At 72.2% G+C, this 25,174-nt stretch carries 23 protein-coding genes; 18 read left to right on the top strand and 5 right to left on the bottom strand.

Annotated features, from left to right (window positions below; genetic code table 11):
* The first annotated feature begins 13 nt into the window (after nt 1–13).
* Nucleotides 14–580 carry a PPE domain-containing protein gene (locus tag ABZU76_RS16445; RefSeq protein ID WP_220242243.1) on the top strand — a complete coding sequence of 189 codons (567 nt, stop codon included), beginning with the start codon at nt 14–16 and terminating at the stop codon, nt 578–580.
* Nucleotides 577–1,296, top strand: a complete 720-nt coding sequence (locus ABZU76_RS16440) for an ESX secretion-associated protein EspG (protein ID WP_354869869.1) — start codon at nt 577–579, stop codon at nt 1,294–1,296. Before ABZU76_RS16445 ends, ABZU76_RS16440 begins: the two co-directional genes overlap by 4 nt.
* A 12-nt stretch (nt 1,297–1,308) precedes the next feature.
* On the opposite strand, the gene ABZU76_RS16435 is transcribed toward ABZU76_RS16440, so the two are convergent.
* Complete coding sequence (locus ABZU76_RS16435) at nt 1,309–1,761, bottom strand: Lrp/AsnC family transcriptional regulator (protein WP_354869866.1); 453 nt, start codon at nt 1,759–1,761, stop codon at nt 1,309–1,311.
* Nucleotides 1,762–1,881: 120 nt separating this feature from the next.
* Between ABZU76_RS16435 and ABZU76_RS16430 the strand changes: the two genes are divergently transcribed.
* The 15 genes from ABZU76_RS16430 (at nt 1,882) to ABZU76_RS16360 (ending at nt 20,402) form a co-directional block, all read left to right on the top strand.
* Nucleotides 1,882–2,667 (top strand): hypothetical protein, encoded by a 786-nt coding sequence (locus ABZU76_RS16430; RefSeq protein WP_354869863.1) that lies wholly within the window; start codon nt 1,882–1,884, stop codon nt 2,665–2,667.
* Nucleotides 2,668–2,765: 98 nt separating this feature from the next.
* Nucleotides 2,766–3,869: a lysylphosphatidylglycerol synthase transmembrane domain-containing protein gene (locus ABZU76_RS16425; protein WP_354869861.1), complete on the top strand. Its 1,104-nt coding sequence runs from the start codon at nt 2,766–2,768 to the stop codon at nt 3,867–3,869.
* Between the two features lie 576 nt (nt 3,870–4,445).
* On the top strand, nt 4,446–4,877 hold the full coding sequence (gene mraZ / locus ABZU76_RS16420; protein ID WP_354869858.1) for a division/cell wall cluster transcriptional repressor MraZ: 432 nt from the start codon (nt 4,446–4,448) through the stop codon (nt 4,875–4,877).
* A gap of 214 nt (nt 4,878–5,091) precedes the next feature.
* Nucleotides 5,092–6,048: a 16S rRNA (cytosine(1402)-N(4))-methyltransferase RsmH gene (gene rsmH, locus ABZU76_RS16415; protein ID WP_354869856.1), complete on the top strand. Its 957-nt coding sequence runs from the start codon at nt 5,092–5,094 to the stop codon at nt 6,046–6,048.
* Entirely contained in the window at nt 6,045–6,761 is a 717-nt protein-coding gene (locus ABZU76_RS16410; RefSeq protein WP_354869853.1) for a hypothetical protein, read from the top strand. The genes rsmH and ABZU76_RS16410 overlap by 4 nt, the downstream gene beginning before the upstream one ends.
* Nucleotides 6,761–8,680 carry a penicillin-binding protein 2 gene (locus ABZU76_RS16405; protein WP_354869850.1) on the top strand — a complete coding sequence of 640 codons (1,920 nt, stop codon included), beginning with the start codon at nt 6,761–6,763 and terminating at the stop codon, nt 8,678–8,680. Before ABZU76_RS16410 ends, ABZU76_RS16405 begins: the two co-directional genes overlap by 1 nt.
* A gap of 310 nt (nt 8,681–8,990) precedes the next feature.
* On the top strand, nt 8,991–10,550 hold the full coding sequence (locus ABZU76_RS16400; protein WP_354870068.1) for a UDP-N-acetylmuramoyl-L-alanyl-D-glutamate--2,6-diaminopimelate ligase: 1,560 nt from the start codon (nt 8,991–8,993) through the stop codon (nt 10,548–10,550).
* On the top strand, nt 10,547–12,082 hold the full coding sequence (murF, locus tag ABZU76_RS16395; RefSeq protein WP_354869848.1) for a UDP-N-acetylmuramoyl-tripeptide--D-alanyl-D-alanine ligase: 1,536 nt from the start codon (nt 10,547–10,549) through the stop codon (nt 12,080–12,082). The genes ABZU76_RS16400 and murF overlap by 4 nt, the downstream gene beginning before the upstream one ends.
* Nucleotides 12,079–13,161, top strand: coding sequence for a phospho-N-acetylmuramoyl-pentapeptide-transferase (gene mraY, locus ABZU76_RS16390; protein WP_220242233.1), 1,083 nt, complete (start codon nt 12,079–12,081; stop codon nt 13,159–13,161). The genes murF and mraY overlap by 4 nt, the downstream gene beginning before the upstream one ends.
* Nucleotides 13,162–13,164: 3 nt before the next feature.
* On the top strand, nt 13,165–14,586 hold the full coding sequence (murD, locus tag ABZU76_RS16385; protein WP_354869845.1) for a UDP-N-acetylmuramoyl-L-alanine--D-glutamate ligase: 1,422 nt from the start codon (nt 13,165–13,167) through the stop codon (nt 14,584–14,586).
* Nucleotides 14,573–16,078, top strand: a complete 1,506-nt coding sequence (gene ftsW, locus ABZU76_RS16380) for a putative lipid II flippase FtsW (RefSeq protein WP_354869842.1) — start codon at nt 14,573–14,575, stop codon at nt 16,076–16,078. Before murD ends, ftsW begins: the two co-directional genes overlap by 14 nt.
* Nucleotides 16,075–17,199, top strand: coding sequence for an undecaprenyldiphospho-muramoylpentapeptide beta-N-acetylglucosaminyltransferase (gene murG / locus ABZU76_RS16375; protein WP_354869840.1), 1,125 nt, complete (start codon nt 16,075–16,077; stop codon nt 17,197–17,199). The genes ftsW and murG overlap by 4 nt, the downstream gene beginning before the upstream one ends.
* Nucleotides 17,192–18,601 (top strand): UDP-N-acetylmuramate--L-alanine ligase, encoded by a 1,410-nt coding sequence (gene murC / locus ABZU76_RS16370; protein WP_354869837.1) that lies wholly within the window; start codon nt 17,192–17,194, stop codon nt 18,599–18,601. Before murG ends, murC begins: the two co-directional genes overlap by 8 nt.
* A complete protein-coding gene (locus tag ABZU76_RS16365; RefSeq protein ID WP_354869835.1) occupies nt 18,598–19,467 on the top strand; it encodes an FtsQ-type POTRA domain-containing protein in 870 nt (289 codons plus the stop codon). The genes murC and ABZU76_RS16365 overlap by 4 nt, the downstream gene beginning before the upstream one ends.
* 101 nt (nt 19,468–19,568) lie before the next feature.
* Nucleotides 19,569–20,402: an NAD(P)H-binding protein gene (locus tag ABZU76_RS16360; protein ID WP_354869833.1), complete on the top strand. Its 834-nt coding sequence runs from the start codon at nt 19,569–19,571 to the stop codon at nt 20,400–20,402.
* 49 nt (nt 20,403–20,451) lie between these two features.
* Here ABZU76_RS16360 and ABZU76_RS16355 read toward each other — a convergent pair whose 3' ends face one another.
* Together ABZU76_RS16355 and ABZU76_RS16350 are read right to left on the bottom strand one after the other, a co-directional pair.
* On the bottom strand, nt 20,452–21,660 hold the full coding sequence (locus ABZU76_RS16355) for an MFS transporter (protein WP_354869831.1): 1,209 nt from the start codon (nt 21,658–21,660) through the stop codon (nt 20,452–20,454).
* A gap of 382 nt (nt 21,661–22,042) precedes the next feature.
* Nucleotides 22,043–22,477: an OsmC family peroxiredoxin gene (locus ABZU76_RS16350; RefSeq protein ID WP_354869828.1), complete on the bottom strand. Its 435-nt coding sequence runs from the start codon at nt 22,475–22,477 to the stop codon at nt 22,043–22,045.
* A 134-nt stretch (nt 22,478–22,611) separates the two neighbouring features.
* On the opposite strand from ABZU76_RS16350, the gene ABZU76_RS16345 reads away from it, so the two are divergent.
* Nucleotides 22,612–23,121: a DinB family protein gene (locus ABZU76_RS16345; protein WP_354869826.1), complete on the top strand. Its 510-nt coding sequence runs from the start codon at nt 22,612–22,614 to the stop codon at nt 23,119–23,121.
* Here ABZU76_RS16345 and ABZU76_RS16340 read toward each other — a convergent pair.
* Together ABZU76_RS16340 and ABZU76_RS16335 are read right to left on the bottom strand one after the other, a co-directional pair.
* Nucleotides 23,108–23,893 (bottom strand): DUF1295 domain-containing protein, encoded by a 786-nt coding sequence (locus tag ABZU76_RS16340; RefSeq protein WP_354870066.1) that lies wholly within the window; start codon nt 23,891–23,893, stop codon nt 23,108–23,110. The two genes, ABZU76_RS16345 and ABZU76_RS16340, sit on opposite strands and share 14 nt — an antisense overlap.
* The gene (locus tag ABZU76_RS16335) at nt 23,893–25,170 is read right to left on the bottom strand and encodes a cyclopropane-fatty-acyl-phospholipid synthase family protein (protein ID WP_354869825.1); all 1,278 of its coding nucleotides are present in this window, start codon (nt 25,168–25,170) and stop codon (nt 23,893–23,895) included. Before ABZU76_RS16335 ends, ABZU76_RS16340 begins: the two co-directional genes overlap by 1 nt.
* Nucleotides 25,171–25,174 lie beyond the last annotated feature (4 nt).

Genomic DNA, 25,174 nt, shown 5'->3' with positions numbered 1-25,174 from the left:
CGGAAGGTGTGCCGTGTCCGCAGCCGTGCCCGAGCCGACGGCCCGTTACGAGTCCTTCAGCCACGAAGCGCTGGCGGCGCAGGTCGAGCACGGCAACGACCCCGTCGCCGCCGGCCAGGCCGGGGCGCGCTGGACCGAGCTGGCGCGCAGGTTCGAGGACTCGACCGCGTCGCTGGCCGCGTTGTCGGCGGGCAGCCAGGAGACGTGGGAAGGTGAGGCGGGCGACGCGATGCGCGCGGTGCTCGCGCGGGCGGCCGGCTGGCTCGGGGAGTCCGCCGCCGTGTCCACTGTGGTCGGTGACTCGGTGGCGGGGCAGGCCGACGTCGCGGCGCGGGCGCGGGCCGAGATGCCGCCGCCCGTCGAGTTCGACCCGGCGGCGATGATCCGCTCGGCCGCCGCGAGCGGCAACGTCCTGGAGCTCGCCGGATTGTCCTTCGCGATGGACGCGCGCCGCGCGGAAGCCGAAGCGGCGCGGCAGAAGGCGATCGACGTCGTGCGCACCCGCGATACGGCGTTGCACGGGCTGGTGCCGGGCATCGCGTTCCCGGACACCCCGGCGCTGGGCTCGGGGCCGGCTTGATCCGGCTCTCCGCGTCGGCCTTCGACGTGGTGTGGCACGACCTCGGGCTCGGCCACGTGCCGGTGCCCCTGGCGGTGCCCGGCGTCGGCGCGACGGAGGCCGAACGCGCGGCCGTGCGCGCCGAGGTCTACCGCGGCCTGACCGACCGCGGCCTCTTCGACGGGCAGCTCGCGCCCGAGCTGGAGAACCGGCTGCGGCTGCTGGACAGCGGTTCGCGCTACGTCGCGTGCGAAGCCCTGGTGGACATGACGGCCGACACGCCGTTCCGCGCCGTGACCGCCGTGCGCGGACGCAGCGGAGTGCTGGCGGTGCAGCCGGAACGGACGATCGGGCTCAGCGGGATCCGTGAGGGGGAGCTCGTGTCGGCGCTCGTCGAGGTGCTGCCGGCGCTGTCCGCCGGGCCCGGGTTCGGCGTGAGCCTGCCGGCTTCGGGGTGGGATTCGACGTCTTCCGCGACCTCGGCTTCGACGGCGCGCCAGGCCGAGGAGGTCGCCGCGATCCAGGCGCGGCCGGTGTTCGCGGCGGGGCAGTTCGGCGTTTACACGCGGGGCAGCGGCGGGCGGATCGAGCGCTGCGGCGGGCTGACCTGGTTCGACACCGACGTGGGCGCTTACTCCGCCGGCGTGTCGAGCGGGCGGGGTGGGCAGGACTGGGTGAACGTCGCCCCGGTCGACGGGCCACGCTTGGTCGAGCGGGTGCTGGCGCTGTTCGGCTGAGCCGCCGGCAGCTCAGGCGAGGTCGAGCAGGCCGGTCGCGCTCACGTCGAGCTCGTGGAGCACCAGGCGGCTGCGCAGCTCGCGCACGCCGTGGTCGCGTTTGAGACGGTCGACGACCGTTTCGAACTCCGCGGGGTCCAGGCAGGCGAGGCGGAGCTGGTAGTCGTACTCGCCGGTCATGCGGGCGCCCGACACGACCTGCGGGACACGATGCAGCTCGCGTTCGAAGTGGGTGCGGTCGACGTCTTCGCGCAGACGTATGTCGCTCACCATGGTCAGGCCGCGGCCCAGTGCGGCGGGGTCGAGGTCGGCCCGGAAGCCGCGGATCACGCCGGCGGCGCGGAGGCGGCGGACCCGGTCCGCGACAGTGTTGGCGGACAGGCGCACCTGGGCGCTGAGCTCGTTGTAGGTGCGGCGGGCGTCCTCTTCGAGGAGCCGGACGAGTGAGCGGTCGATGGCGTCCACACGGCTGAGTGTGCAGAACTCGACGGAACTCGGCAAGTGCCGAGGAAAGCTCGGCAACAACCCTGAGTGGGCCGTGATTTCCGAGCCATCTGCGGCGGAATTCCTGGAAACGTTCAGGGCATGGAAGTTCTGCTGCCGCCCGTTCTGCCCGTGTTCAGCGTCCTGCTCGTGACCGTCGTCCAGCGCCGCTACGGCCCGCGGCTCGGCGGGCGGCTCGCGGGCTTCCCGACGACCACCTTCCCGTTCCTCCTCGTTCTCCTCGCGCGCGACGGCACCGCCGCCGTGGCCGACGCGGCGCGCGGGATGATCGCCGGCCAGCTGGTGGTGGCGGCCTTCTGCCTCGGCTACGGCCGGGTCGCCCGCAGGGTGCCGCGCCCGGCCGTCGCGGTCACGGTGGCGCTCGCCGTCGCCGCCGGGGCGTTGTCGCTGGTGGCCGAAGTGCGGTCGCCGTGGCTCGCGGCGGCGGTGACCGGCGCGGTCGTGCTCATCGGGCTGGTGACCTGGCCGCCGGCGCCCCGGGTCGACATCGTCGCACCGGCCCCGCGCTGGGAGGTGCCCGTGCGCGTCGGCGCCGCGGCGGCCGTCGTGACGGCGCTGGCCGTTCTGTCCAGCCTGCTGGGCCCGCACCTGGCCGGCGTGCTCGCCTGCACGCCGGTCGTGCTGGCGATCCTCACCCCGACCACTCACCACGGGTCCGGCTTCGCCGCCGCGGAAACCCTGGTGCGCTCCGCCTTGCGCTCGCTGCCGGGGACGCTGGTGTTCGCCGTGGTCACGGCGTGGTGCGTGGTGCCGCTCGGGCCGGTGGCGGCGTTCGCTCTGGCGGGGGCCGGGCTGTTCGCAGCCGACCACCTCGCCGGCCGGTTGCCTGCCGCGCTGCAGCCGATCGGTGCCGGTCAAGCCCGCTGACGGTAGTTCGCGGCGTGATACTTCACGCCGTGGTGGGCGGAATGCTCGGCCGCACACTGGGGTTGTCGCCAGTGAGACCAGCGTGGGAGGAGGCCGGCGTGACGAGCCTCGAGATGGCGGACACGGAGTCCGGAGCGGTCGAGCACCGCACCCGGGCGCGGCGCCGCCTGCCCTGGCGGCCCGTGCTCCACTGGGCTGTCGTGGCCGCCGCGCTCGGGTACCTCGTGTGGCGCGTGCCGGAGCTGGCCACGGAGTTCTCGCAGCTCGACCACGTGCAGTGGGGCTGGGTCGCGGCCGCCGGGCTCGCCGGGCTCACGGCGCTGGCCGTGTACGGCGAACTGCACCGCCAGCTGCTGCTCGTCGGGGGAGCGCATGTGCCGGCCTCGGCCGTGCAGGGCATCACCTTCGCGCAGAACGCCGTCTCTACCACGGTCCCCGTGGTCGGCGGAGCCGGCTCGCTCGCCTACGCGATCAACCAGCTGCGCCGCCGCGGCGTCGACAGCGCGCTGTCGGCCTGGGCGGTCCTGCTCGCCGGCGTGATCACCACCGTGCTGCTCATCGTCCTCGGCTGGCTCGGTCTCGCTTGGGCCGGCCGGGTGCCGTTGCGCCTGGCCGTGCCCGCGGCCATCGTGGTCGCGGCGGGTTCCGCGGGGGTGTGGGCGCTGCTGACGCACCCGACGGTCCTGCGCCGCGGGCTCACCTCACTGCTGCGGGTCTTCGGCCGCACCCCGGGCACGTGCGCCACCTGCCGCAAGACCTGGCTCGAGAAGGCCGACGCCGCCGCGCTCCAGCTGTCGGAACGCGTCGCGCGCCTGCGCCCGGGCGGGGCCCGCTGGAGCATCCTGCTGGTCCTCGCGCTCGCCAGCTGGGGATTCGACTTCTTCGCCCTCATCGCCAGCGCCGAGGGCACGGGCACGCACATCCGCTGGGACGTTCTCGCCGTGGGCTTCCTGGTCGTCCAGGCCAGCATCGCCCTTCAGATCCTGCCCGGCGGCGCCGGCCTCGCCGAAGCCGGTCTGCTCGGCGTGCTGGTGGCCGCTGGCGTCCCCGCCGCACCGGCCGCCGCGACGGTGCTCATCTACCGCGCGATCAGCTGGGCGGGCCTGTCGCTCGTCGGCTGGGTGGTCTACGCCCTGCAACCGCACGCGACGCCGGCCCACGGCCACGAGCCGATCGCCGCCGCCGCCCTGCCCCAGGCCTGATCCGCCCGCACGTTCGAGCCCGGTGGCCGCCCGGAGTGTCGGTGACCACGAGCGCTTGGCGACGACCAGTGCCTGGTGGCCTGAAGTACTCGGCGACTCGGAGTGCGTGGTGACCCGGGAGTGCTCGGTGACCAGGGGTCTCGGATTCGCCACGCCGCTCCACCGGCGGTCCCACCGGTCTCCCCACCACACCCCACACGCGTCGCCACCGTTCCCCACCCGCGGCCCCCACTGCGCCCCACCGCGATCCCCACGGGGCCCCACCTGGGCTCCCCACCGGGCCCCACCCAGGGGATCCCTGGTCTTCACGCTGCCGTTCTGCGGACGTTCGGCACCCGGTCCGGGTTGCTCCGAGACCCCGGCGCGGGGGATCTTGACCACGGCCCCCCACCCACCCCCCACCAGGCCCCACGGCGCTGACCTGCGTAAACGCGTGACACGACGGAGTTAACGCGAGGCAGGTCGCGTTGACTGTGGTGAAAAGTGGGGTACGGTGGTGACCAGTGGGGCAGAAGGGAGCCCCGGGGCCGGAGTCGGGTGGTTCGCCAGCCGGAGCCGGTAGGGAGGTGGAGGCCGGTGTTCCTCGGCACCCACACCCCGAAGCTGGACGACAAAGGGCGGCTCGCGCTGCCCGCGAAGTTCCGCGACGAGTTGGCCGGCGGGCTGATGGTCACCAAGGGGCAGGACCACTGCCTCTTCATCTTCCCCCGCGCCGAGTTCGAGCAGATGGCACGGAAGGTCGCCGACGCCCCGTTCACGAACGAGGCGGTCCGGGCCTACCAGCGCTACCTGTTCGCCGGAACGGACGAACAACGCCCGGACGGGCAGGGGCGCATCACCATCGCGTCCGAGCTCCGGCGCTACGCCGGGCTGAACAAGGAGTGCGTGGTGATCGGTGCGATCACCAGGCTGGAGATCTGGGACGCCCAGGCGTGGCAGGGCTACCTGGACGAACACGAGGACAGCTACGCGAAGGCTCGAGAGGAAGTTCTACCGGGCGTCTTCTAGGGGACACGGACACCGGAGCACCTGCGTCGTCGGGGGACGCGGGTCCGCCGAGGCCGTGGAACCGGAAACGTCCCCGCGGATGCCGTGAGGCCTCTGTCCGCTCTTTGGCCCTGGCGCACCTTCCCCGGTGCCAGGTCGGACCGCGGGCGGGCAGGGACCTGACGGCATCCGCCGCATCTTCCCCGGGAGTACGGAGCGCGAAAGGGGGAGGGGCATGGCGAACGAGCACGAGCACGTTCCGGTGTTGCTGGACCGCATCGTCGAACTGTTCACCCCTGCCTTCGCCGACCGCGACGCGGTGCTGGTCGACGCGACCGTCGGCCTCGGCGGCCACTCCGACGCGCTCCTGACGGCTTTCCCCCGCCTGAGGCTCGTCGCGCTGGACCGCGACCCCGCCGCGCTCGAGCGCTCGGCCGAGCGGCTCGCGCGGCACGGTGACCGCGTCGACCTCGTCCACACCGTCTACGACGGGCTACCCGAAGCCGTCGAGGGTCTGGGACTGTCCCGTGTGGACGGCATCCTCTTCGACCTCGGGGTGTCCTCGATGCAGCTGGACCGTGCAGAGCGCGGCTTCGCGTACTCGAAGGACTCCCCGTTGGACATGCGGATGGACCCGACCACCGGGTTCACCGCCGCCGACGTGCTCAACACCTACGCGCCCGGCGAGCTGATCCGGATCCTGCGCGACTACGGCGAAGAGCGCTTCGCACAACGGATCGTGCGGGCGGTCGTCGCCGAGCGGGAGAAGGAGCCGTTCACGCGCAGCGCGCGGCTCGTCGAGCTGCTTTACGACGCCGTGCCGGCCGCGAGCCGCCGCACCGGCGGGCACCCGGCCAAGCGCACGTTCCAGGCGTTGCGGATCGAAGTCAACGGCGAGCTGGAAGTGCTGCGGCGGGCGATGCCGGCCGCGCTCTCGGTGCTCGCGATGGACGGCCGCATCGTCGTGGAGTCCTACCAGTCGCTCGAAGACCGCCTGGTGAAGCAGGCGTTCGCGGAGCTCGCGAAGTCGCGGACCCCGGAGGGGCTCCCGGTCGAACTGCCCGGGCACGGCCCCGAGCTGAAACTCCTGACCCGAGGAGCCGAGAAGGCAGGCGAAGGCGAGATCGAGCACAACCCGAGGGCCGCCTCCGTGCGGCTGCGGGCAGCACAGAGGATCGGAGAGCCGCGATGACCGCACCCACGAAGTCCCGTCGCCGCTCCGGCGCGCCGGCGACGCGCCGGAGCGCGCAAGCGGGGACCACGGTCGAGCAGGAACCGCAGACCACCACCGGCCGCACCACCACCGCGAAGCCGGAAACCACTCCGCGCCGGTCCTCGCGCGGCCGCACCACGGCCGCGGAGCGGGCCTACGCGCGCCGCGCGCAGCGGGCCGACCTGCTGCAGCAGCGGGAGCCGAAGAAGGCCCAGCCCCAGGCCCAACGCACCGAGGTCGAGGTCAAGCCGAAGCGGCTGCTGCTGCGCTGGCCGCGTTCGCGCGCCTCGTTCGTGCTGGTCATGATGGGGCTGCTGGCCGTCGGCGTCGCCTCGACGTTGTGGCTGACCACGCAGGCCATCGCCGACTCGTACCGCCTCGAACAGCTGCGCACGACCAACGCCGGCCTGGCCGAGGCCAAGGACCGGCTCGAGCGCGACGTCGCGAAGGCGCAGTCGCCCGCGTCGCTGGCGCCGGCCGCGAAGCAGCTGGGCATGGTGCCCGGCGGCGACCCGGCCCGCATCGTCGTGGGGCCGGACGGCAAGACCACCGTCGTCGGCGAGCCGACGAAGGCCCAGCCCGCCGCCGGCTCGACGGACGAGACACCGCCGCAGCAGGGCACCTCCGGGCAGCCCGCCTCGGGTCAGCAAGAGGGCGGTATCGAGGGCGACCTGCCGTCGGCGGGGCAGTGATGGTGGCTTCGGGGGCGAGCCGGGCGCGTGCCGCGGGCAGCGCCCGGCGCACCTACGCCGCGGGCACGCGCCGCGCGGTGGCCAAGCGCGGCAACGGCGGGCAGCGCAGCCGCTTCTCGGCGGTGCGCATCCTGCTGGTGGCGCTCATGGTCGTCGCGGGCGTGAAGCTCGTGCAGGTGCAGTGGTTCGAGGCGCCGACGCTCTCGGCCGCGGCCGAGCGGCAGCGCAGCCTCACCATCGACATCCCCGCGCAGCGCGGGTCCATTGTGGACCGCAATGGCAACAAGCTCGCCTTCAGCGTGGAAACCCGCACGCTGTCGGTGAACCTGCGCGTGCTGCACAAGACGATGGACGACTACGCGAAGAAGAACCCCGCGAAGGGGGTCAACTTCGAAACCGAGGTCACCCGCGCGGCCAAGTACATCGCGGCGAGGGTGCCGAACCTGACCACCGAGCAGGAACTGCTGACGAAGCTGCACAAGCCCCAGTCGTTCACCTACCTCGTCGACAACGTCGAGCCGTCCGTGGCCACCGACATCGTGAAGCAGTTCGCGTGGATCGGCGTCGAGAACCGGGCAATGCGCGAGTACCCGGGCGACACGCTCGCGTCGAACATCGTCGGCCTCGCCAACTGGCGCATGGACGACCCCGACGTGTCCAAGCACAACCTCCACGGCGTGGTCGGGCTGGAGCAGTCGCGCGACAACGACCTGGCGGGCACGCCGGGCCGCGAGATCGTGAACACCCAGAACGGCAACGACAACCTGTACCTGCCGGGCTCCGAGCACGTGCTGCAGGCCGCGATCCCCGGTTCGGACCTCGAGCTCACCATCGACTCGGACCTGCAGTACGAGCTGCAGCGGCAGCTGAGCGACTACGTCGCGCAGTCGCACGCCAAGGGCGGTCAGGCCGTGATCATGGACTCGAAGACCGGCGAGATCTACGCGCTGGCCGACGACAAGACGTTCAACCCGAACGACCAGTCGACCTTCCAGGACGAACTGCTCAACGACCGCGCGGTGACCACACCTTACGAACCGGGGTCGGTGAACAAGATCGTCACGGCCACCGCGGCCATCGACGACGGCATCGCCACGCCGCAGTCGACGATCGCGGTGCCCGGCGAGATCAAGATCGCCGACCGCACGGTGCACGACGCCTGGGTGCACGGCACGCAGAACTTCACCACCACGGGCATCTTCGCCAAGTCCTCCAACGTCGGCACGCTGGAGCTGGCGCAGAAGATCGGCCCGGACCGCTACTCGGACCTGCTGAAGAAGTTCGGCATCGGCCAGCGCACCGGCCTCGGCCTGCCCGGTGAGAGCCCGGGTTACGTGCCGCCGCGCAGCCAGTGGTCGGCCAGTACGTTCGGCAACCTGCCGATCGGCCAGGGCCTGTCGATGACCGTGGTCCAGATGGCCGGGATGTACCAGACGATCGCCAACAACGGCCTGCGCGTGCCGCCGCGGATCGTGAAGGCGAAGAAGAACCCGGACGGCACGGTCGTACCCGAGCCGGCGCCGAAGCCGGTGCAGGTCGTCAGCCCGCAGACCGCGACGACGGTGCGCGACATGCTGCGCGCCGTGGTGCAGAACGCCAAGAGCCCCAACGCGGGCACCGCGCCGTCGGCCGCGCTGGAGGGCTACCAGATCTCGGGCAAGACGGGCACCGGCCAGCAGGTCGACCCGCGCACGAAGGCCTACAGCCAGAGCCTGGCCAACATCACCTTCGCCGGAATCCTGCCCGCCGACCACCCGAGGTTCGTCGTCGGCATCCGCCTCGACGCGCCCGACACCACGCTGCCGGCCGGGCACTCGGCGGGGCCGCTGTTCCACTCCATCGCCTCGTACCTGACGCAGCGCTACCAGATCCCGCTGTCCGACGGTCCGTCGCCGGAGGTCCCGCTCATCATCCCGTGACGCGCCCGCGACGTTCCCGGGACACAACCGGAACGCCTTCGCGACACTCGGCCAAGGGCCGCCTCGCCCGACGTCAGCTCGCTGCGAGGCGGCCTTTGCCGCGTGTTTCCGCCTGCGATAGTCCACATCGGCTGGTGGCAGTCACCGGAAACGCTTGCCCCGCAACGACGTTGCGCGCGCCGCATAGCACACGCGGCGCGCGCCGGCGCGTTCGCCGTACCGCCTTGGGTCACCCGATCGCGCTCTCGGTAACCTCTCGGACGTGTCCGTGTCCTCGTCCAAGCCCCAGAGCGGGCCGGCTGCCTCGTCGCTGCCGGAAAGCCCGGCGAAGGCGGTTGCCGCCCCGCCCCGCCCGGCCCGGATCGACCCGGTCCCGCTGGCCACCCTGCTCGCCCGTGCGGGCGCCCGGCTGATCGCCGAGCGCCCCGAGGCCGCCGACCTCACCGTCACCGGGACCACGCTGCGTGCGCAGCACGTGCTGCCGGGCGACCTGTTCGCCGGCCTGCCCGGCGCGCGCGCCCATGGCGCCGACTTCAGCGACCAGGCCGTGGCCGCCGGCGCGGCCGCGGTGCTCACCGACGCCGAGGGCGCCGAGCGCCCCGCGTTGCGCGACGCCGGCATCCCGGTCCTCGTGCACCCGGACCCGCGCGCCGCGCTCGGTGAGATGGCCGCGTGGATCTACGGGGAGCCGTCGCTGCACCTGTCGGTGCTGGGGGTCACCGGCACGTCGGGCAAGACCACCACCTCCTACCTCGTCGACTCCGGGCTGCGCGCCGCGGGCCTGACCACGGGCCTGATCGGCACGGTCGAGACGCGCATCGCGGGCGAGCGCCTGGTCAGCGGCTTCACCACGCCGGAAGCGCCGGACCTGCAGGCGCTGCTCGCGGTGATGCTGGAGCGCGGCGTGACCCACGTGCCGATGGAGGTCTCGAGCCACGCGCTGTCGCTGGGCCGCGTCAACGGCACGCGCTTCGCGGTCGGCGCGTTCACGAACCTCTCGCAGGACCACCTCGACTTCCACCACGACATGGAGGAGTACTTCGCCGCCAAGTCGCTGCTGTTCGACGGCCGCTCGACCACCGAGGTCGTGGTCGTGGACACCGCGTGGGGCCGGGCGCTGCTCACCCCGCAGACGGTGACGGTGTCGATCGAGCAGGGCGTCGACGCCGCGTGGCGCGCCTCCGACATCGAGCCCACCGCGGCGGGGGAGCAGACCTTCACCCTCCACGGCCCGGACGGGCTTACGCTCGCCGCGAAGATCCCGCTGCCGGGCACGTTCAACGTGGCCAACGCCGTGCTCGCCGCCGCGATCCTGGGCAGCGCCGGCGTGGACCCGGCGGCCATCATCGCGGGCCTGGGCGCCGTGGAGGTGCCGGGCCGGATGGAGCGGGTGTACCTGGGTCAGGACTTCACCGCCGTCGTCGACTACGCGCACAAGCCCGCGGCCGTCGCGCAGGGGCTCGACGCGCTGCGCGCCCGCACCGACGGCCGCATCATCACGGTGCTCGGCTGCGGTGGCGACCGCGACACGGCCAAGCGCCCGATGATGGGCGAGGAAGCCGTGCGCCGCAGCGATGTGCTGATCGTGACCGACGACAACCCGCGGTCCGAGGACCCGGCCCTGATCCGCGCCGCGATGCTCGCCGGCGCGCGGGGCGTCGGGCCGTCCCACGGCGGTGAGGTCATGGAGATCGGCGACCGCCGCGAGGCCATCACCCACGCCGTGTCCCTCGCGCGCGCGGGCGACATCGTCTTCATCGCCGGCAAGGGCCACGAGACCGGCCAGGAGGTCCAGGGTGTCGTGCACCCGTTCTCCGACCGCGACGAACTCGAGGCCGCCATTCGCAAGCATCTCGAGGTGAGTGCGTGATCGAGCTCAGCCTGGCCGAGATCGCCGACGTCGTCGGCGGCCGGCTGCACGGAGCCGACGGCTCGTTGACCGTGACAGGGAGTGTCGAGTTCGACACGCGCAAGATCGGGCCCGGCGGCTTGTTCGTCGCCCTGCCCGGCGAGCGCGTGGACGGGCACGACTTCGCCGCGAAGGCCGTGGCGGCCGGTGCCGTCGCGGTGCTGGCCGGTCGCGAGGTCGACGCGCCCGCGATCGTGGTGCCGCCGCTGCCCGAGGGGCAGGCTCACGAGGGTTCGGTCGCGCTGACCGGCGACACCGACGGGTCCGGCGCCGCCGTGCTGGCCGCGCTTGCCAAGCTGGCCAGCCATGTCGTCGGCCGGCTCGCCGCCGAAGGCCTCACGGTCGTGGCACTGACCGGCTCATCGGGCAAGACCTCGACCAAGGACGTGATCGCGCAGCTGCTGGAGCCGATGGGCCCCACGGTCGCGCCGCCCGGGTCGTTCAACAGCGAGCTGGGCCACCCGTGGACCGCGCTGCGCGCCGATCACGACACCAAATTCCTGGTGCTGGAGATGTCCGCGCGCGGACCGGGCCACATCGCCGAGGCCGCCTCGATCACGCCGCCGCGCATCGGGGCCGTGCTCAACGTCGGCAGCGCGCACGTCGGCGAGTTCGGCTCGCGCGACGCCATCGCGAAGGCCAAGGGCGAGCTCGTGGAGGCGCTCCCCAGCGCCGACGCGGGCGGTGTCGCCGTGCTGAACCTCGACGACCCGCTGGTCGCCGCCATGGCCGGCCGCACGAGCGCCCGCGTGGTCGGCGTCGGCGAGACCGCGTCCGCGCAGGTCCGCGCCGCTGACATCACGCTCGACGCCGAGGCCCGCGCGTCGTTCCGGCTGATCACCCCGGACGGCGAAGCGCCGGTAACGCTGCCGCTGCACGGCGAGCACCACGTCGGCAACGCGCTCTCGGCCGCCGCCATCGCGCTGGAGCTCGGCGCGACGCCGGCCGAGGTCGCGCAGCGGCTGTCCGCCCTCGAGCGCCGCTCGGCCCACCGCATGGCCGTGACCACGCGCGCCGACGGCGTCACCGTCCTCAACGACGCGTACAACGCCAACCCCGAATCAGTGCGAGCCGCGCTGAAGGCCCTCGCGTCGATGCGCCGGACCGGCCGCCGCGCGTGGGCCGTGCTCGGCGTCATGGGCGAGCTCGGCGCCGACTCCGTGACCGAGCACGACTCCATCGGCCGCCTCGTGGTGCGCCTCAACATCGACAAGCTCGTCGTCGTCGGTGACGAGGCCGCGCCGATGCACCAGGGCGCTTCGCAGGAGGGCTCCTGGAACGAGGAGTCGGTGCAGGTACCCGATGGCGACGCCGCCGTCGCCCTGCTGCATGATCAGCTCCGTCCCGGAGACGTCGTGCTGGTCAAGGCCTCCAACGCCGCCGGCCTGTGGCACGTGGCCGAGGCGTTGCTCGCCCCCTCCGGACAGAGCTCGCACTCGCTTCCCCTCTCCCCGTCCCCCTCCTCTGAACGCTCGAACGGTGGTCACGCGTGATCAACATCCTGATCGCGGCCGCGGCGGGTCTGCTGGTCTCCATCCTGCTCACGCCATACCTGATCCGGGTCTTCTCCCGGCAGGGCTTCGGGCAGGAAATCCGCGAAGAAGGGCCCCAGGGCCACAAGTCGAAGCGCGGCACCCCGACGATGGGTGGCGTCGCGATCATCATCGCGATGGTCGTCGGCTACTTCGTCGCACACCTGATCAGCTGGCTCGGCAACTCCCACAGCTCGGCGCCCTCGGCGTCCGGCCTGCTGGTGCTCATGCTGGCCGTGGGACTCGGCATCGTCGGGTTCCTCGACGACTTCATCAAGATCCGCAAGCAGCGCAACCTCGGCCTGAACAAGACCGCGAAGCTGGTCGGCCAGCTCGTGGTCACGATCCTGTTCGCGGTGCTGTCGCTGCAGTTCGCCGACGAGCACGGCCTGACGCCCGCGTCGCAGAGCCTCTCCTACGTGCGCGACCTGGCGCTGATCACGTTCCCGTGGATCGTGTTCGTGATCTTCTGCTACGTGGTCATCTCCGGCTGGTCGAACGCGGTGAACTTCACCGACGGCCTCGACGGCCTGGCCGGCGGCGCCGCAGCGATGGTGCTGGCGACCTATGTGATCATCTCCTTCTGGCAGGCGCGCCTTTCCTGCGCCGACGGGCCCACGACCGCCTGTTACGACGTGCGCGACCCGCTGGACCTCGCGGTGGTCGCCGCCGCGGCGACCGGCGCCTGCGTCGGCTTTCTGTGGTGGAACGCCGCGCCGGCCAAGATCTTCATGGGCGACACCGGTTCGCTGGCGCTCGGCGGTCTCGTCGCCGGCCTGTCGATGACCACCCGCACGGAGCTGCTCGCGATCGTGATCGGCGGCCTGTTCATGGTCGAGATGATCTCGGTGGTCACCCAGATCGCGGTGTTCCGCACAACGCGGCGAAGGCTCTTCCGGATGGCGCCCTTCCACCACCACTTCGAGCTCGCCGGGTGGGCGGAAACCACGGTGATCATCCGCTTCTGGCTGCTGTCGGCCATCTGCTGCATGTTCGGCCTGGGCCTGTTCTACAGCGAACAGCTCGGTGTCGGGAGCTAGGTCGTGACCGACAGGGAACTCCTGCTCGAAGGCAAGAACGTGCTCGTGGCCGGCGCCGGTGTCACCGGGAAGTCGGTGGTGCCGGTCCTGCGGGAGCTGGGCGCCCACGTAACGGTCACCGACGGCAACGCCGAGCGGCTCGAAGAGCTCGCGGGCCTCGGCGCCGAGCTGGTGCCGGGCCTCAGCGCTCCGCCGCCGGGCACCGTGCTCGTGGTGACGAGCCCGGGCTGGCGGCCCACGTCGCCACTGCTGGCCGCCGCGGCCGCCGCCGGTGTCGAGGTGATCGGCGACGTCGAGCTGGCCTGGCGCGTCGGGCAGCTGCGCGAGCGGCCGCCGTCGTGGCTGGTGATCACCGGCACGAACGGCAAGACCACCACCGTCGGCATGCTCGAATCGATGCTGCGCGCGGGTGGGGTCGACGCGGTGGCCTGCGGGAATGTCGGCTACGCGGTGCTCGACGCCGTGCGGGCCGGCCACGCCGTGCTCGCCGTGGAGCTGTCCAGCTTCCAGCTGCACTGGTCCTCGACGCTCGCGCCCGACGCGTCGGTGGTGCTCAACCTCGCCGAGGACCACATCGACTGGCACGGCTCGATGGAGGAGTACGGCGCCGCGAAGGGCCGGGCCCACGAGCGCTCGCGCGTGGTCGTGCACAACGCCGACGATGAGTGGTCCACCCGCATCGCCGAGGAGCACGCGCCCGAGAGCGCCCGCCGCGTCGGGTTCCGCCTGGACACGCCGTATGCCGGCGAGCTGGGGCTGGTCGAGGACCTGCTGGTGGACCGCGCGTTCGTGGCCGATCCCGCCACGAGCGCGGAAGAGCTGGCGACCATCGCCGACGTCCGCCCGGCCGGGCCGCACAACGTCGCCAACGCGCTGGCCGCAGGCGCCCTCGCGCGCGCCCACGGCGTGTCGCCCGAGGCCGTGCTCAAGGGGTTGCGCGAATACCAGCCGGCGCCGCACCGCGCTCAGGAGGTCGGCGAGATCGGCGGCGTGCGCTACGTGAACGACTCGAAGGCCACCAACCCCCATGCCGCGGGCGGTTCGCTGCGGGCCCACGAGAGCATCGTGTGGATCGCTGGGGGCCAGCTCAAGGGCGCCGCGGTCGACGAACTCGTGGCCTCGATCGCTGGCCGGCTGCGCGGAGTTGTGCTACTCGGCGTGGATTCACCCGTGATCGCAGCCGCTGTCGCGCGACACGCGCCGGATGTCCCGGTGAACCGCCTCCGTCCGGGTGACCATGAACCCATGACTGCGGCGGTGGATGCGGCCAGCGCGATGGCTCGCCCTGGTGACGTGGTGCTGCTCGCGCCCGCCGCTGCCTCGTTGGACATGTTCCGCAACTACGGCGAGCGCGGCGACGCGTTCATCGCGGCGGTGCGTGTCCTCGCGGGCGGTGCGGCGGGGGCGGCGAATGACGGTAGTTGACGACAAGCGGACCCAGGACCGGCCCGAGCGGCCGCGGCAGCGCGAGCGCAAGGAAAGCCCGTTCGTGGCGTTCCGCACCGCGCTGACGGCGTGGCTCTCGCGGCCGCTGGCGTCGTTCCACCTCGTGCTCGCCCTCACCGGCGTGCTCACCGTGATCGGCATCGTGATGGTGCTGTCGGCGTCGTCGGTCGCCTCTTACGACCCCACGACCGGCAGCGGCGTGTATTCGCTGTTCTTCCGGCAGCTGTTGTTCGTCGCCATCGGGTCGGTGGTGTTCTGGGCGGGCCTGCGGATCAAGCTCGAACGCATCCGCCGGATGTCGGCCACGATGGTGGTCGTCTGCCTCGGCATGCTGATGCTCGTGCTCACCCCGCTGGGCGCCACCGTGAACGGCTCGCAGGGGTGGTTCAAGCTCGGCGTGTTCACGTTCCAGCCGGTGGAGGCCGCCAAGGTCGCGCTGGCGTTCTGGGGCGCGCACATCCTGGTGATCAAATACAACGTGATCCACCAGTGGCGGCACCTGCTCGTCCCGGTCGTCCCGGTCGCGCTCGTGATGTTCGCGCTGGTCATGCTTCAGCCCGACCTCGGCGGCACGGTGACGCTCGCCGTCGTGCTGCTGGCGCTGCTGTGGTTCGCGGGCGCGCCGAAGCGCCTCTTCGGGGTGATCCTCGCCGGTGGTCTCGCGGGCATCCTCGTGCTGGCCATCATCGCGCCGTACCGGCTCGCCCGCGTGATGTCGTTCCTGTCGCCGAACGCCGACACCACGGTGGAGGGCTACCAGGCCAACCAGGCCAAGCTCGCGCTCGCCGACGGCGGCCTGTTCGGCAAGGGCCTCGGCCAGGGCGCGTCCAACTGGGGTTACCTGCCCAACGTGCAGAACGACTTCATCTTCGCCCTCGTCGGCGAGGAGCTCGGCTTCGTGGGCTGTGCCGTGGTGCTCGCCCTGTTCGCGCTGGTGGCGGTGGTGGGGCTGCGCATCGCGACGCGCAACATCGACCCGTGGATCCGGATCGTGGCGGGCACGCTCACGATGTTCCTGGTCGCGCAGGCCGCCATCAACATCGGCTACGTCGTCGGCCTGCTGCCCGTCACGGGTGTCACGCTGCCGTTGATCTCCTACGGCGGCACCTCCCTGGTGATCACGATGCTCATCATGGGCGTGCTCGCCAACGCCGCCCGGCACGAACCGGAGGCGGTGGCCGCACTGCGTTCGCAGGGCCCGGGTAAATTCGGACGCCTGCTGAGGCTGCCCGCGCCCGACCCGTACCGCCCGCCCACGACCACCCGCAAGGGACAGGCCGGGCGGGGGACCGGTTCGGGGGCCAAGGCGGCCCGGCCGGCGCCACGCGCGGCCCGGCCCGCACCGGCGCAGGAGCGCCGCAGGTCGGTCCGCCAGCCGACGCGGCGCAGCACTGCCGCACGGACGAACGCGGCGCGGACAACAGCGAACCGCGGTGCCAGGGGTACCGCGAACCGGAGAGGTCATTGGTGAGTAACCCCGTCAAGGGAGCCGAGCGATCCCCCTCGGGCAAGGTGCCCGTGGTGGTCGTCGCCGGAGGTGGCACCGCAGGACACATCGAACCCGCCCTCGCCCTGGCCGACGCCGTCATGCGGCTGCGCCCCGACGCGAAGGTGATCGCCCTGGGCACGGCGCGCGGCCTGGAGAACAAGCTGGTGCCGGCTCGCGGTTACCCGCTGGAGCTCATCCCGCCGGTGCCGATGCCGCGCAAGCCGACCCCGGAGCTGCTGCGGCTCCCGCTGAAGGTCCGCGACTCCGTGCGCCGGACCCGCGACGTGCTGGAGCGCGTCGGCGCCGACGTCGTGGTGGGCTTCGGCGGCTACGTCGCGCTGCCCGCGTACCTCGCCGCGCGCGGCCGTACGCCGATCGTGGTCCACGAGGCCAACCAGTCGCCGGGCCTGGCCAACAAGGTGGGCGCCCGCTTCGCCGCGCGCGTCGCCGTCGCCGTGCCGGGCACGCCGCTACCGAAGGCCGAGGTCGTCGGGATCCCGCTGCGCCGGTCGATCACGACGCTCGACCGCGCCGCGCTGCGCGCCGAGGCCCGCAAGTTCTTCGACCTCGACCCCGAGGCCCCGACGCTGCTGGTGTTCGGCGGCTCGCAGGGCGCGCAGTCGATCAACAGCGCCGTGTCCGGCGCCGCGAAGGAGCTGGCCGAGGCCGGCGTCGGCGTCCTCCACGCCCATGGCCCGAAGAACACCCTGGTGGTGCAGGAGTTCCCGGGCAAGCCGGCCTACGTGCCGGTGCCCTACCTGGAACGCATGGACCTCGCCTACGCCGCGGCCGACGTGGTGCTTTGCCGCTCGGGCGCGATGACCGCGGCCGAGGTGTCCGCCGTCGGGCTGCCCGCGGTGTTCGTGCCGCTGCCGCACGGCAACGGCGAGCAGGCCGTGAACGCCCGTCCCGCCGTCGACGCGGGCGCCGCCTTCGTGGTGCCCGACGGGGAGCTCACCCCGGCGAAGGTGGCCGAGCTGGTGGTGCCCCTGATCACCGACGCCGCGCGCGTCGCGAAGATGAGCGAGGCCGCCGTGGGGATGGGACACCGCGAGGCCGACGAGACGCTCGCCAAGATCGTGCTGGAGGCCGCAGGTGCCTGAGCTGCCCGAAGAACTGCGCCGCGCGCATCTGATCGGCATCGGCGGGGCCGGCATGTCCGGCATCGCGCGGATCCTGCTCGCCCGCGGGGCGGCCGTGTCCGGTTCGGACGCCAAGGAGTCGCGCGCGGTGCTGTCGCTGCGCGCCCAGGGCGCCGAGCTGTTCGTGGGCCAGCGCGCGGAGAACCTCGACGCGCTCGCCGAAGCCCCGTCGGCCGTCGTGGTGTCCACGGCGATCAAGGAGTCCAACCCGGAGCTGGCCGCGGCCCGTGCGCGCAACATCCCCGTGCTGCACCGCGCGCAGGCGCTCGCGGGGTTGATGGAGGGCCACCGCGTGGCCTGCATCGCCGGCACGCACGGCAAGACGTCGACCACGTCGATGCTCACCGTGGCGCTGCAGCACTGCCGGCTCGACCCGTCGTTCGCGATCGGCGGCGACCTCAACGAGTCGGGTGCCAACGCGCACCACGGCGAGGGCGGGCTCTTCATCGCGGAGGCCGACGAGAGCGACGGCTCGTTCCTGACGTACTCGCCGTCGGTCGCCGTGGTCACCAACGTCGAGCCCGACCACCTCGACCACCACGGCACGGCCGAGGCCTACGTGAAGGTGTTCACCGAGTTCGTCGGCCGCCTGCAGCCGGGTGGGCTGCTCGTGGTGTGCGCCGACGACCCGGGCGCCGCGAAGCTGGGCGACGAGGCCGCGGCAGAGGGCGTGCGCGTGCGCCGCTACGGCCGCACCGCCACCGGCGAGGGCGACGCGCGCGTGCTCGACTACAAGCCCGCCCCGGACGGCGGGCAGGTGCGGCTTTCGCTCGACGGCGAGGAGCTCGACCTGCGCGTAGCCGTGCCGGGCGAGCACATGGCGCTCAACGCGGTCGCAGCCCTGCTGGCCGGGCTCGAGCTGGGCGCGCCCGTGGCCGGCCTGGCAGAGGGGCTCGCCGCGTTCGGCGGGGTGCGCCGCCGCTTCGAGTTCAAGGGCCGCTCCGGCGATGTCCGCGTGTACGACGACTACGCCCACCATCCGACCGAGGTGGCCGCGCAGCTCAAGGCCGTGCGTACGGCCGCCGGGCTCGGCCGGGTGCTCGTGGTGTTCCAGCCGCACCTGTACTCGCGCACGCAGACGTTCGCGGCGGAGTTCGCCGAGGCGCTGTCGCTGGCCGACGAGGTCGTGGTTCTCGACGTGTACGGCGCTCGCGAAGAGCCGGTGCCGGGCGTGACGGGTGCGCTGATCGCCGACCGCGTGACGAACCCGGTGCACTACCAGCCCGCGTTCGACCTCGCGGCAAAGCTCGTGGCCGACCTCGTGAAGCCGGGTGACCTCGTGGTGACCATGGGCGCGGGTGACGTGACGCAGCTGGGCCCGGAGATCCTGGCCGAGCTCGACCGGAGGACCGCGGGCGCATGACGTCGACCAGGGAGCGCCGCAACCCGCCCTCGTCCGAAGAGGACGAGCGGGATCGCGCTGCCCTGGCCAGGTCTCGGAGGGGGCGGCGCTCGGAAGAGGAGCGCCGCCGTACTCGTTCGAGCCGCTCGGCGGCCCCGCGCTCGGGCCGCGCGACTCGGGCGGAGAGCCTGCGCGCGCGTCCGACGCGGAAGAAGGAGATCCGGCGCCGCTGGGTCGCGCTGCTTGCGGTCGTCACGCTCGTGGGTCTGGGATACCTGCTGTTCTTCAGCTCCATGCTCGGGGTGAAGGACGTGGCGGTGCAGGGCGCGAAAGCGGTGTCGGCGGAGCAGATCCGGGCCGTCGCCGCCGTGCCGGCCGACAAACCGATGCTGCTCGTCGACGTCGACGGGATCCGCGACCGCGTGGCGGAGATGCCGGGTGTCGCGACCGTGGACGTGTCGCGCTCGTGGCCCAACACCGTGGAGATCACGGTGACCGAGCGCACGGCCATCGCGTTCTTCGACAGCGGCCCGGGTGGTGACGGGGTGCACCTCGTCGACGGCGGCGGGGTCGTGTTCAAGACTGTGAAGACGCGCCCGGCGGGGCTGCCGGAGCTGAAGCTGCCGAAGGTGTCGGCCGACGACCCGGTGACGCGTGCGGTGACCGCGGTGCTCGGCGTGATCCCGCAGGCCCTGCTCAAGCAGGTCACCACCGCGACGGCCCAGACGCCGGCCAGCGTCCAGTTCACCCTCGCCGACGGCAAGACCGTCCGCTGGGGCGACGCCGGCAAGACCGACCGCAAGGCGAAGGTGCTGGCCGCCCTGCTCACGCAGAAGGGCAAGGTCTACGACGTCTCGGCGCCCGAGCTGCCGACCATCACGTCCTGACCTCGTCTTTCCCACTGGCACCATCTTCTCCGTATGCTGTACGCTGTTTAATTCCGTACGGCATACGAGAGGCTGTGGCAGATGAGAAGAGGCGGGGCAGCATGCCGATCCTGGTGACGGGTGCGACCGGAAACGTCGGGAGGCTCGTGGTCGACGAACTCCTGGCCCGCGGCGCGGCGGTGCGCGCGCTGACGAAGGACCCAGTGCAGGCGGCGCTGCCGGCCGGGGTCGAGGTGGTCGTGGGGTCGCTCGCGCGGCCGTCGACGCTGCCGCAGGCGCTCGAAGGCGTCGAGGACGTGTACCTCGCGCCGATGGCGCGCACGGTCACGCGGTTCTGCGAGCTCGCAGCCGAGGCGGGAGTGCGGCGGGTGGTCGCGCTGTCCGGGAGCAGTGTCGGGGACGAGCACGACGGGTCGAGCGGGCCGGAGTTCGCGGCGGTGGAGGCCGCCGTGACGAAGGCCGGGTTCGCCCGGACATTCCTGCGGCCGGGGGTGTTCATGGCGAACTCGCTCGGCTGGGCGCATTCCGTGCACACGCACGGGGAAATCCGCACCGCGTATGCGGAAGCGACGCAGACGCCGATCGACCTGGCCGACATCGCGGCCGTCGCCGCGCACGTGCTCACCACCGAGGGCCACGACGGACGGACGTACGTCCTCAGTGGACCGGAGGCGCTCACGTTGCGGGAGATGGCCGGGAAAATCGCCGCGGCGCTGGGCCGCGAGGTGCCGTTCGTGGAGCTGACCCGGGAGCAGCAGCACGCCGAGTGGGTCGAGCTGGGGATCCCGGGGGAGATCGCCGACTGGCTGCTCGACGGGTTCGCCGCCGTTGTGGCGCGGCCGGAGGCGCCGACCGGGGTGGTCGATGACCTGCTGGGCCACCGCGGCGTGACCTACGCCGAGTGGGCCGCGCGCCACACCGGCGCGTTCTCCTGAGGGCGGCTCAGTTGTCAGCGCTCAGTTGCGGGCGCTCAGTTATCAGCGCTCAGTTGTCAGCAGAGCGCCGTTCGGTTGCCCACCAGGCCAGCGCGATCAGCGGGATGACGGCGCCGAACACCGACACGGCCGTCCAGCCGCCCAGGTGGTAGAGGACCGAGCCGATCTCCGACCCGATCGCCCCGCCCACGAAGAACGTGGCCAGGTAGATGCTGTTCACGCGGGCGCGGGCGTTCGGGTCGAGCTGGTAGATCACGTGCTGGCCCGACACCATCGTGGTCTGCACGGCCATGTCGAGGGCGATCGCGCCCACGGCGAGCAGGATCACGCTGTGCGCGCCGAACCCGCCGACGGCGAACGCCGCCGCGCACAGCAGGAAGGACGCGCCGGTGGCCACGCGGCCGTGGCCGTGGTCCGCCCAGCGCCCGGCGAGCGGCGCGATCGCCGCTCCGGCCGCGCCGACGAGCGCGAACAGCCCGACGCCCAGCTGCGAGTAGTGGAACGGCGCGGAGGTGAGCACGAACGCGATCGTGGTCCAGAAGGCGCTGAACACCGAGTAGAGCGCGGCCTGGTACAGCGCGCGGCGGCGCAGCGCCGGGTGGTCGCGGGCGAGCCGCAGGGTCGAGCGCAGCAGCTCTCCATAGTGGACGGACGTCTTCGGCGCGCGCCGCGGGAGGCTGAAGCGCAATGCCACGGCGAGGATCGCCATCAGCCCGGCGGAGATCAGGAACACGACCCGCCAGGTCGTGACCTCGGCCAGCAGGCTCGCCGCGACGCGGGAGAGCAGGATGCCGAACAGCAGCCCGCTCATCACCCGCCCGACGATGCGCCCGCGCACGGCGTCGGGCGTGAGGTCGGCCGTGAGCGGGATCAGGATCTGCACCACCACCGACGTCGAGCCGGCGATGAGCGATGCGATCAGCAGCACGGAGAACTGCGGCGCGAGGCCGGTGGCCACGAGCCCGGCGCACGCGATGGCCAGCAGCAGTGACACCAGGCTGCGGTTCTCCACGCGGTCGCCGAGCGGGACGATGAGCAGCATGCCCGCCGCGTAGCCGATCTGCGTGGCGGTGACCACACCGCCGGCCGCGGCCTCGCCGACGCCGAAGGTGGTCCGCAGCTCATTGAGCAACGGCTGCGCGTAGTAGAGGTTCGCGACTGTCAGTCCACAAGAGACGGCGAGGAGCAGGACGAGCCACGAGGGTGGCGCCTGCTGGGGCGCCGCGGGGGACGTGGTCTCGGCTTCGGGCTGGGCCACGGGCACCTCGTTCTCGACAACCGGAACAACCGGTTCCCGATTCTAACAGCCGGTAACCGGCGGCCAGGGGTGATCTTCGCGACCCGGAACCGCTTGCGCGACGCCGGTTTCCGCCCGCGTGTCCGGGTTACCCGGAGCGCACTCCGGCCACTGTGGACAGTCGTGGGCTCGTCGCCGTGGCCGGAGCGGCCGCCCGCGGGCATGGCCTTGGGGCGGCAAGGGGAGCGAGTCGCCGGCGGTCCGCGTGAGGTCGCCGGGCCCTTCTGTCGCAGCCGATCGTGAAGCCCGGCTGCCCTGGCGTCAAACGGGTCGGTAAGCCGCTCGGGGACCGGAAAGTGCGGTGAAAGCCCCTCCGCCGGAGGGGCTTTCACCGCCTGGTGAATCAGACGAGCGCCGCGTCCATCGTGATCGTGGTGCCGGCGAGCGCCTTGGTGACCGGGCAGGTCTTCTCGGCGGTCTCGGCCAGCTCCGCGAACTGCTCCGGCGTCACGCCGTCGAGCTTCGCGCGCAGGGTGATGGCGATGCCGCTGATCTCGAAGCCGCCGCCCTTGGCCGGGCCGAGCGTGACCTCGGCGGAGACGTCGATGGACTCCGCCTCGAGCTTCTGCGACTCCAGCACGCCCGACAGGTTCATCGCGAGGCACGAGGAGTGCGCGGCGGCGATGAGCTCTTCGGGACTGGTCTGGCCGTCGGGGTTGCCCGAGCGGGTGGGGAACGACACGTCGAACGAGCCGGCGTTGGACGAGTCGAGCGTGACCTCGCCCTTGCCCTTCTGAAGTCCGCCGGTCCAGTGGGTCGTCGCGTCGCGGCTGGGCACAACTGCCTCCTCGGTGCTGGATCCCCCGGAGTGGGGGATCGCTGTGGTTCGTCTTCCATGAAGATAGTGCGCAATCAGATTGCGTGCAACCTATCTGGCGAAAAAAGATTGCCCGGTGCGGAAAGCTGCACCTCGTGACCACGCCACCGGAACGCCCCGACCCGCCCATGGACGCCGACGAGCGCACCCAGCTCACCGGTTTCCTCGACTTCCTCCGCGCAAGCGTGGTGTGGAAGTGCGGCGGGCTCACCGACGAGCAGGCTCGCCGCCGCCACCTGCCCAGCGAGCTGACCACCATCGCCGGCCTGCTCGGGCACCTCACGCTCGTGGAGAACTACTGGTTCCGCGTGGTGCTCGACGGTCAACCCGACGAGTGGAAAGAGGCTCTGGAGCTCGACCGCGACGCCGAGTTCCGCGTGGCGCTGACGACCCCGATCGAGCAGCTCGTGGCCGGCTACGAAGCCGAGGTCGCGCGCTGCCGCGAGGTCGTGGCGGCGCGCGAGTTCACCGACACCGTGCTCTTCAAAGGTGACCGGCAGCTCAACGTGCGCTGGGTCGTGACGCACATGATCGAGGAGACCTCCCGCCATCTCGGCCACCTCGACCTGCTGCGCGAGCTGACCGACGGCCTCACCGGCGAGTGAGCTTCTTCGGTGGCAACGGGAAGAACCCGCTGGTGCGCTCCACGTACGTCGCGTAACCCGGCCGCGTGCGCGCCATGCTCTTCTCCAGCATCGGTTTCCCGGTGCCGCGGGCGAGGGTGAACGTCATGGCGATGGGCGAGAGGATCGTCGCCGCGCCGGGCCACGTCGAGCACGCCAGCAGGTACAGGCCCCACCACACGCAGGCGTCGCCGAAGTAGTTCGGGTGCCGCGTGTAGCGCCACAGCCCGGTGTCGAGCACCGCACCGCGGTTGCCCGGGTCCGCGCGGAAGCGGCTCAGCTGGGCGTCGCCGACGGACTCGAACGTGAAGCCGAGCACCCACACCGCGACGCCGATCCAGCCGAGCACGCCGAGGCCGGTGCCGTACATCGCGAACTGCACCGGCAGCGAGACGAACCAGAGGATCACGGCCTGCAGGAGGTAGACGCGGACGAAGATCCGCGCCCCGGGGTTGTCGCCGGCGCGCTCGACCATCCGCTGGTAGCGCGGGTCCTCGCCGCCGCCACGGTTGCGCACGTGCAGGTGGACGGCGAGCCGCACGCCCCACACGACGGTGAGCGCGGCCGTGACCAGCCGCAGCACGAGTGGTCCGCTGCCCAGCGGGAACGCGACCACGGCGACCAGGGCGAACCCGAGCCCCCAGAACGTGTCGATGGTGTCGTAGCGGCCGCGCAGGCGGGCGATCCCGAACGTCACCGTCACCGCCACCAGCACCACGCCGGCGGTGATCGCGACGAGCGGGCCGAGGCCGATCACGCCCACTCCCGCGTGGCCGGCAGCCCGCTACCGCCGGTTTCGGTCGGCCGCACGGCCAGGATCTGGTCCACGCCCATGCGGTTCTCCTCGAACGCCAGCGCGCCGCCGACGAGGTAGAGCCGCCACACGCGGGCCTCCACCTCGCCGACCAGCGCGACGGCCTCGGCCCAGTGGAACTCCAGGGTCTCGGCCCACTCGCGCACGGTCGTCACGTAGTGCTCGCGAAGCGCGTGCACGTCGCGGATCTCGAACCCGGCCGTCTCGAGGTGCCCGAGCGTGCGGCTCAGCGGCCGCATCGTCATGTCCGGGGCGATGTAGCGCTCGATGAACGCGCCGCCGCCGGGCGCTGTGTCCCCGGCGCGCCCGCGCGACATCTGCTGCAGCACGAGCCGCCCGGCCGGGTTGAGCATGCGGAACAGCGTATTCGTGTACGTCGGATAGTTCTCTTCGCCGACGTGCTCGCCCATCTCGACGGACGCGACGGCGTCGAACGGCGCGTCGGTGAGCTCCCGGTAGTCCTGCTGCCGCACCTCGACGCGGTCTTCGAGGTCGTGCTGCTTCAGGCGCGCTCGCACGTGCTGCACCTGCTGGGCCGACAGCGTCACCCCGACCGCGCGCACGCCGTGATGCTTGGCCGCGTGCACCAGTAGCGAGCCCCAGCCGCAGCCGACGTCGAGCAGCCGCATGCCAGGGCGCAGGCCGAGCTTGCGGCAGATCAGCTCCAGCTTGTCGTGCTGCGCCTGCGCGAGGCCGTAGCCGGGTTCCTCCGAAGTCCAGTAGCCCGACGAGTAGGCCATCGAGTCGTCGAGCAGCAGTTGGTAGAAGGCGTTGGACAGGTCGTAGTGGTGGGCGATGGCCGACCGGTCGCGCCGCAGGCTGTGCAGCACGCCGGTCAGCCTCGCCTCCTCCTCCGGCGGTTTCGACGGCAGGCCCAGCACGCCGAGGCGTGCGGCGAGCCCGGCCGCGCCGGCCCAGTCCCGCGGGGCGAGCTGCACCCTCCTCAGCTCGCCCGCGCGGGTCAGGGCCCAGATCCGCCGGAACCCCTCGGTGAGGTCTCCTTCCACGTCGAGGTCGCCCGACACGTAGGCGCGCGCCAGACCCAGCTCGCCCGGTGCGTAGAGCAGCCGGCGCAGCGCGCGGCGGTTCTTCAGGACGACGGTCGGGCCCTCGGGGCCCACGCGCTCGCCGTCCCACGTGCGGACGGCGATCGGCAGCGGCGCGCCGAGGAGGCGTTCGACGAAGGTGGCCAAGCGGTTCGCGGTGCTGTTCGGCATACCC

This window comes from Amycolatopsis sp. NPDC005232 (assembly GCF_040607795.1).
GTDB lineage: Bacteria > Actinomycetota > Actinomycetes > Mycobacteriales > Pseudonocardiaceae > Amycolatopsis.
The sequence above is the reverse complement of the archived record's forward strand: the minus strand, read 5'-3'. Positions and strand labels throughout refer to the sequence as shown.

What these genes read in the sequence shown, in the direction of transcription:
- ABZU76_RS16430 (WP_354869863.1), top strand. Translation starts at nt 1,882, where the DNA reads ATGGAAGTTCTGCTGCCGCCCGTTCTGCCCGTGTTCAGCGTCCTGCTC.
- ABZU76_RS16360 (WP_354869833.1), top strand. Translation starts at nt 19,569, where the DNA reads ATGCCGATCCTGGTGACGGGTGCGACCGGAAACGTCGGGAGGCTCGTG.
- ftsW (WP_354869842.1), top strand. Translation starts at nt 14,573, where the DNA reads ATGACGGTAGTTGACGACAAGCGGACCCAGGACCGGCCCGAGCGGCCG.
- ABZU76_RS16410 (WP_354869853.1), top strand. Translation starts at nt 6,045, where the DNA reads ATGACCGCACCCACGAAGTCCCGTCGCCGCTCCGGCGCGCCGGCGACG.
- ABZU76_RS16405 (WP_354869850.1), top strand. Translation starts at nt 6,761, where the DNA reads ATGGTGGCTTCGGGGGCGAGCCGGGCGCGTGCCGCGGGCAGCGCCCGG.
- rsmH (WP_354869856.1), top strand. Translation starts at nt 5,092, where the DNA reads ATGGCGAACGAGCACGAGCACGTTCCGGTGTTGCTGGACCGCATCGTC.
- ABZU76_RS16335 (WP_354869825.1), bottom strand. Translation starts at nt 25,170, where the DNA reads ATGCCGAACAGCACCGCGAACCGCTTGGCCACCTTCGTCGAACGCCTC.
- ABZU76_RS16365 (WP_354869835.1), top strand. Translation starts at nt 18,598, where the DNA reads ATGACGTCGACCAGGGAGCGCCGCAACCCGCCCTCGTCCGAAGAGGAC.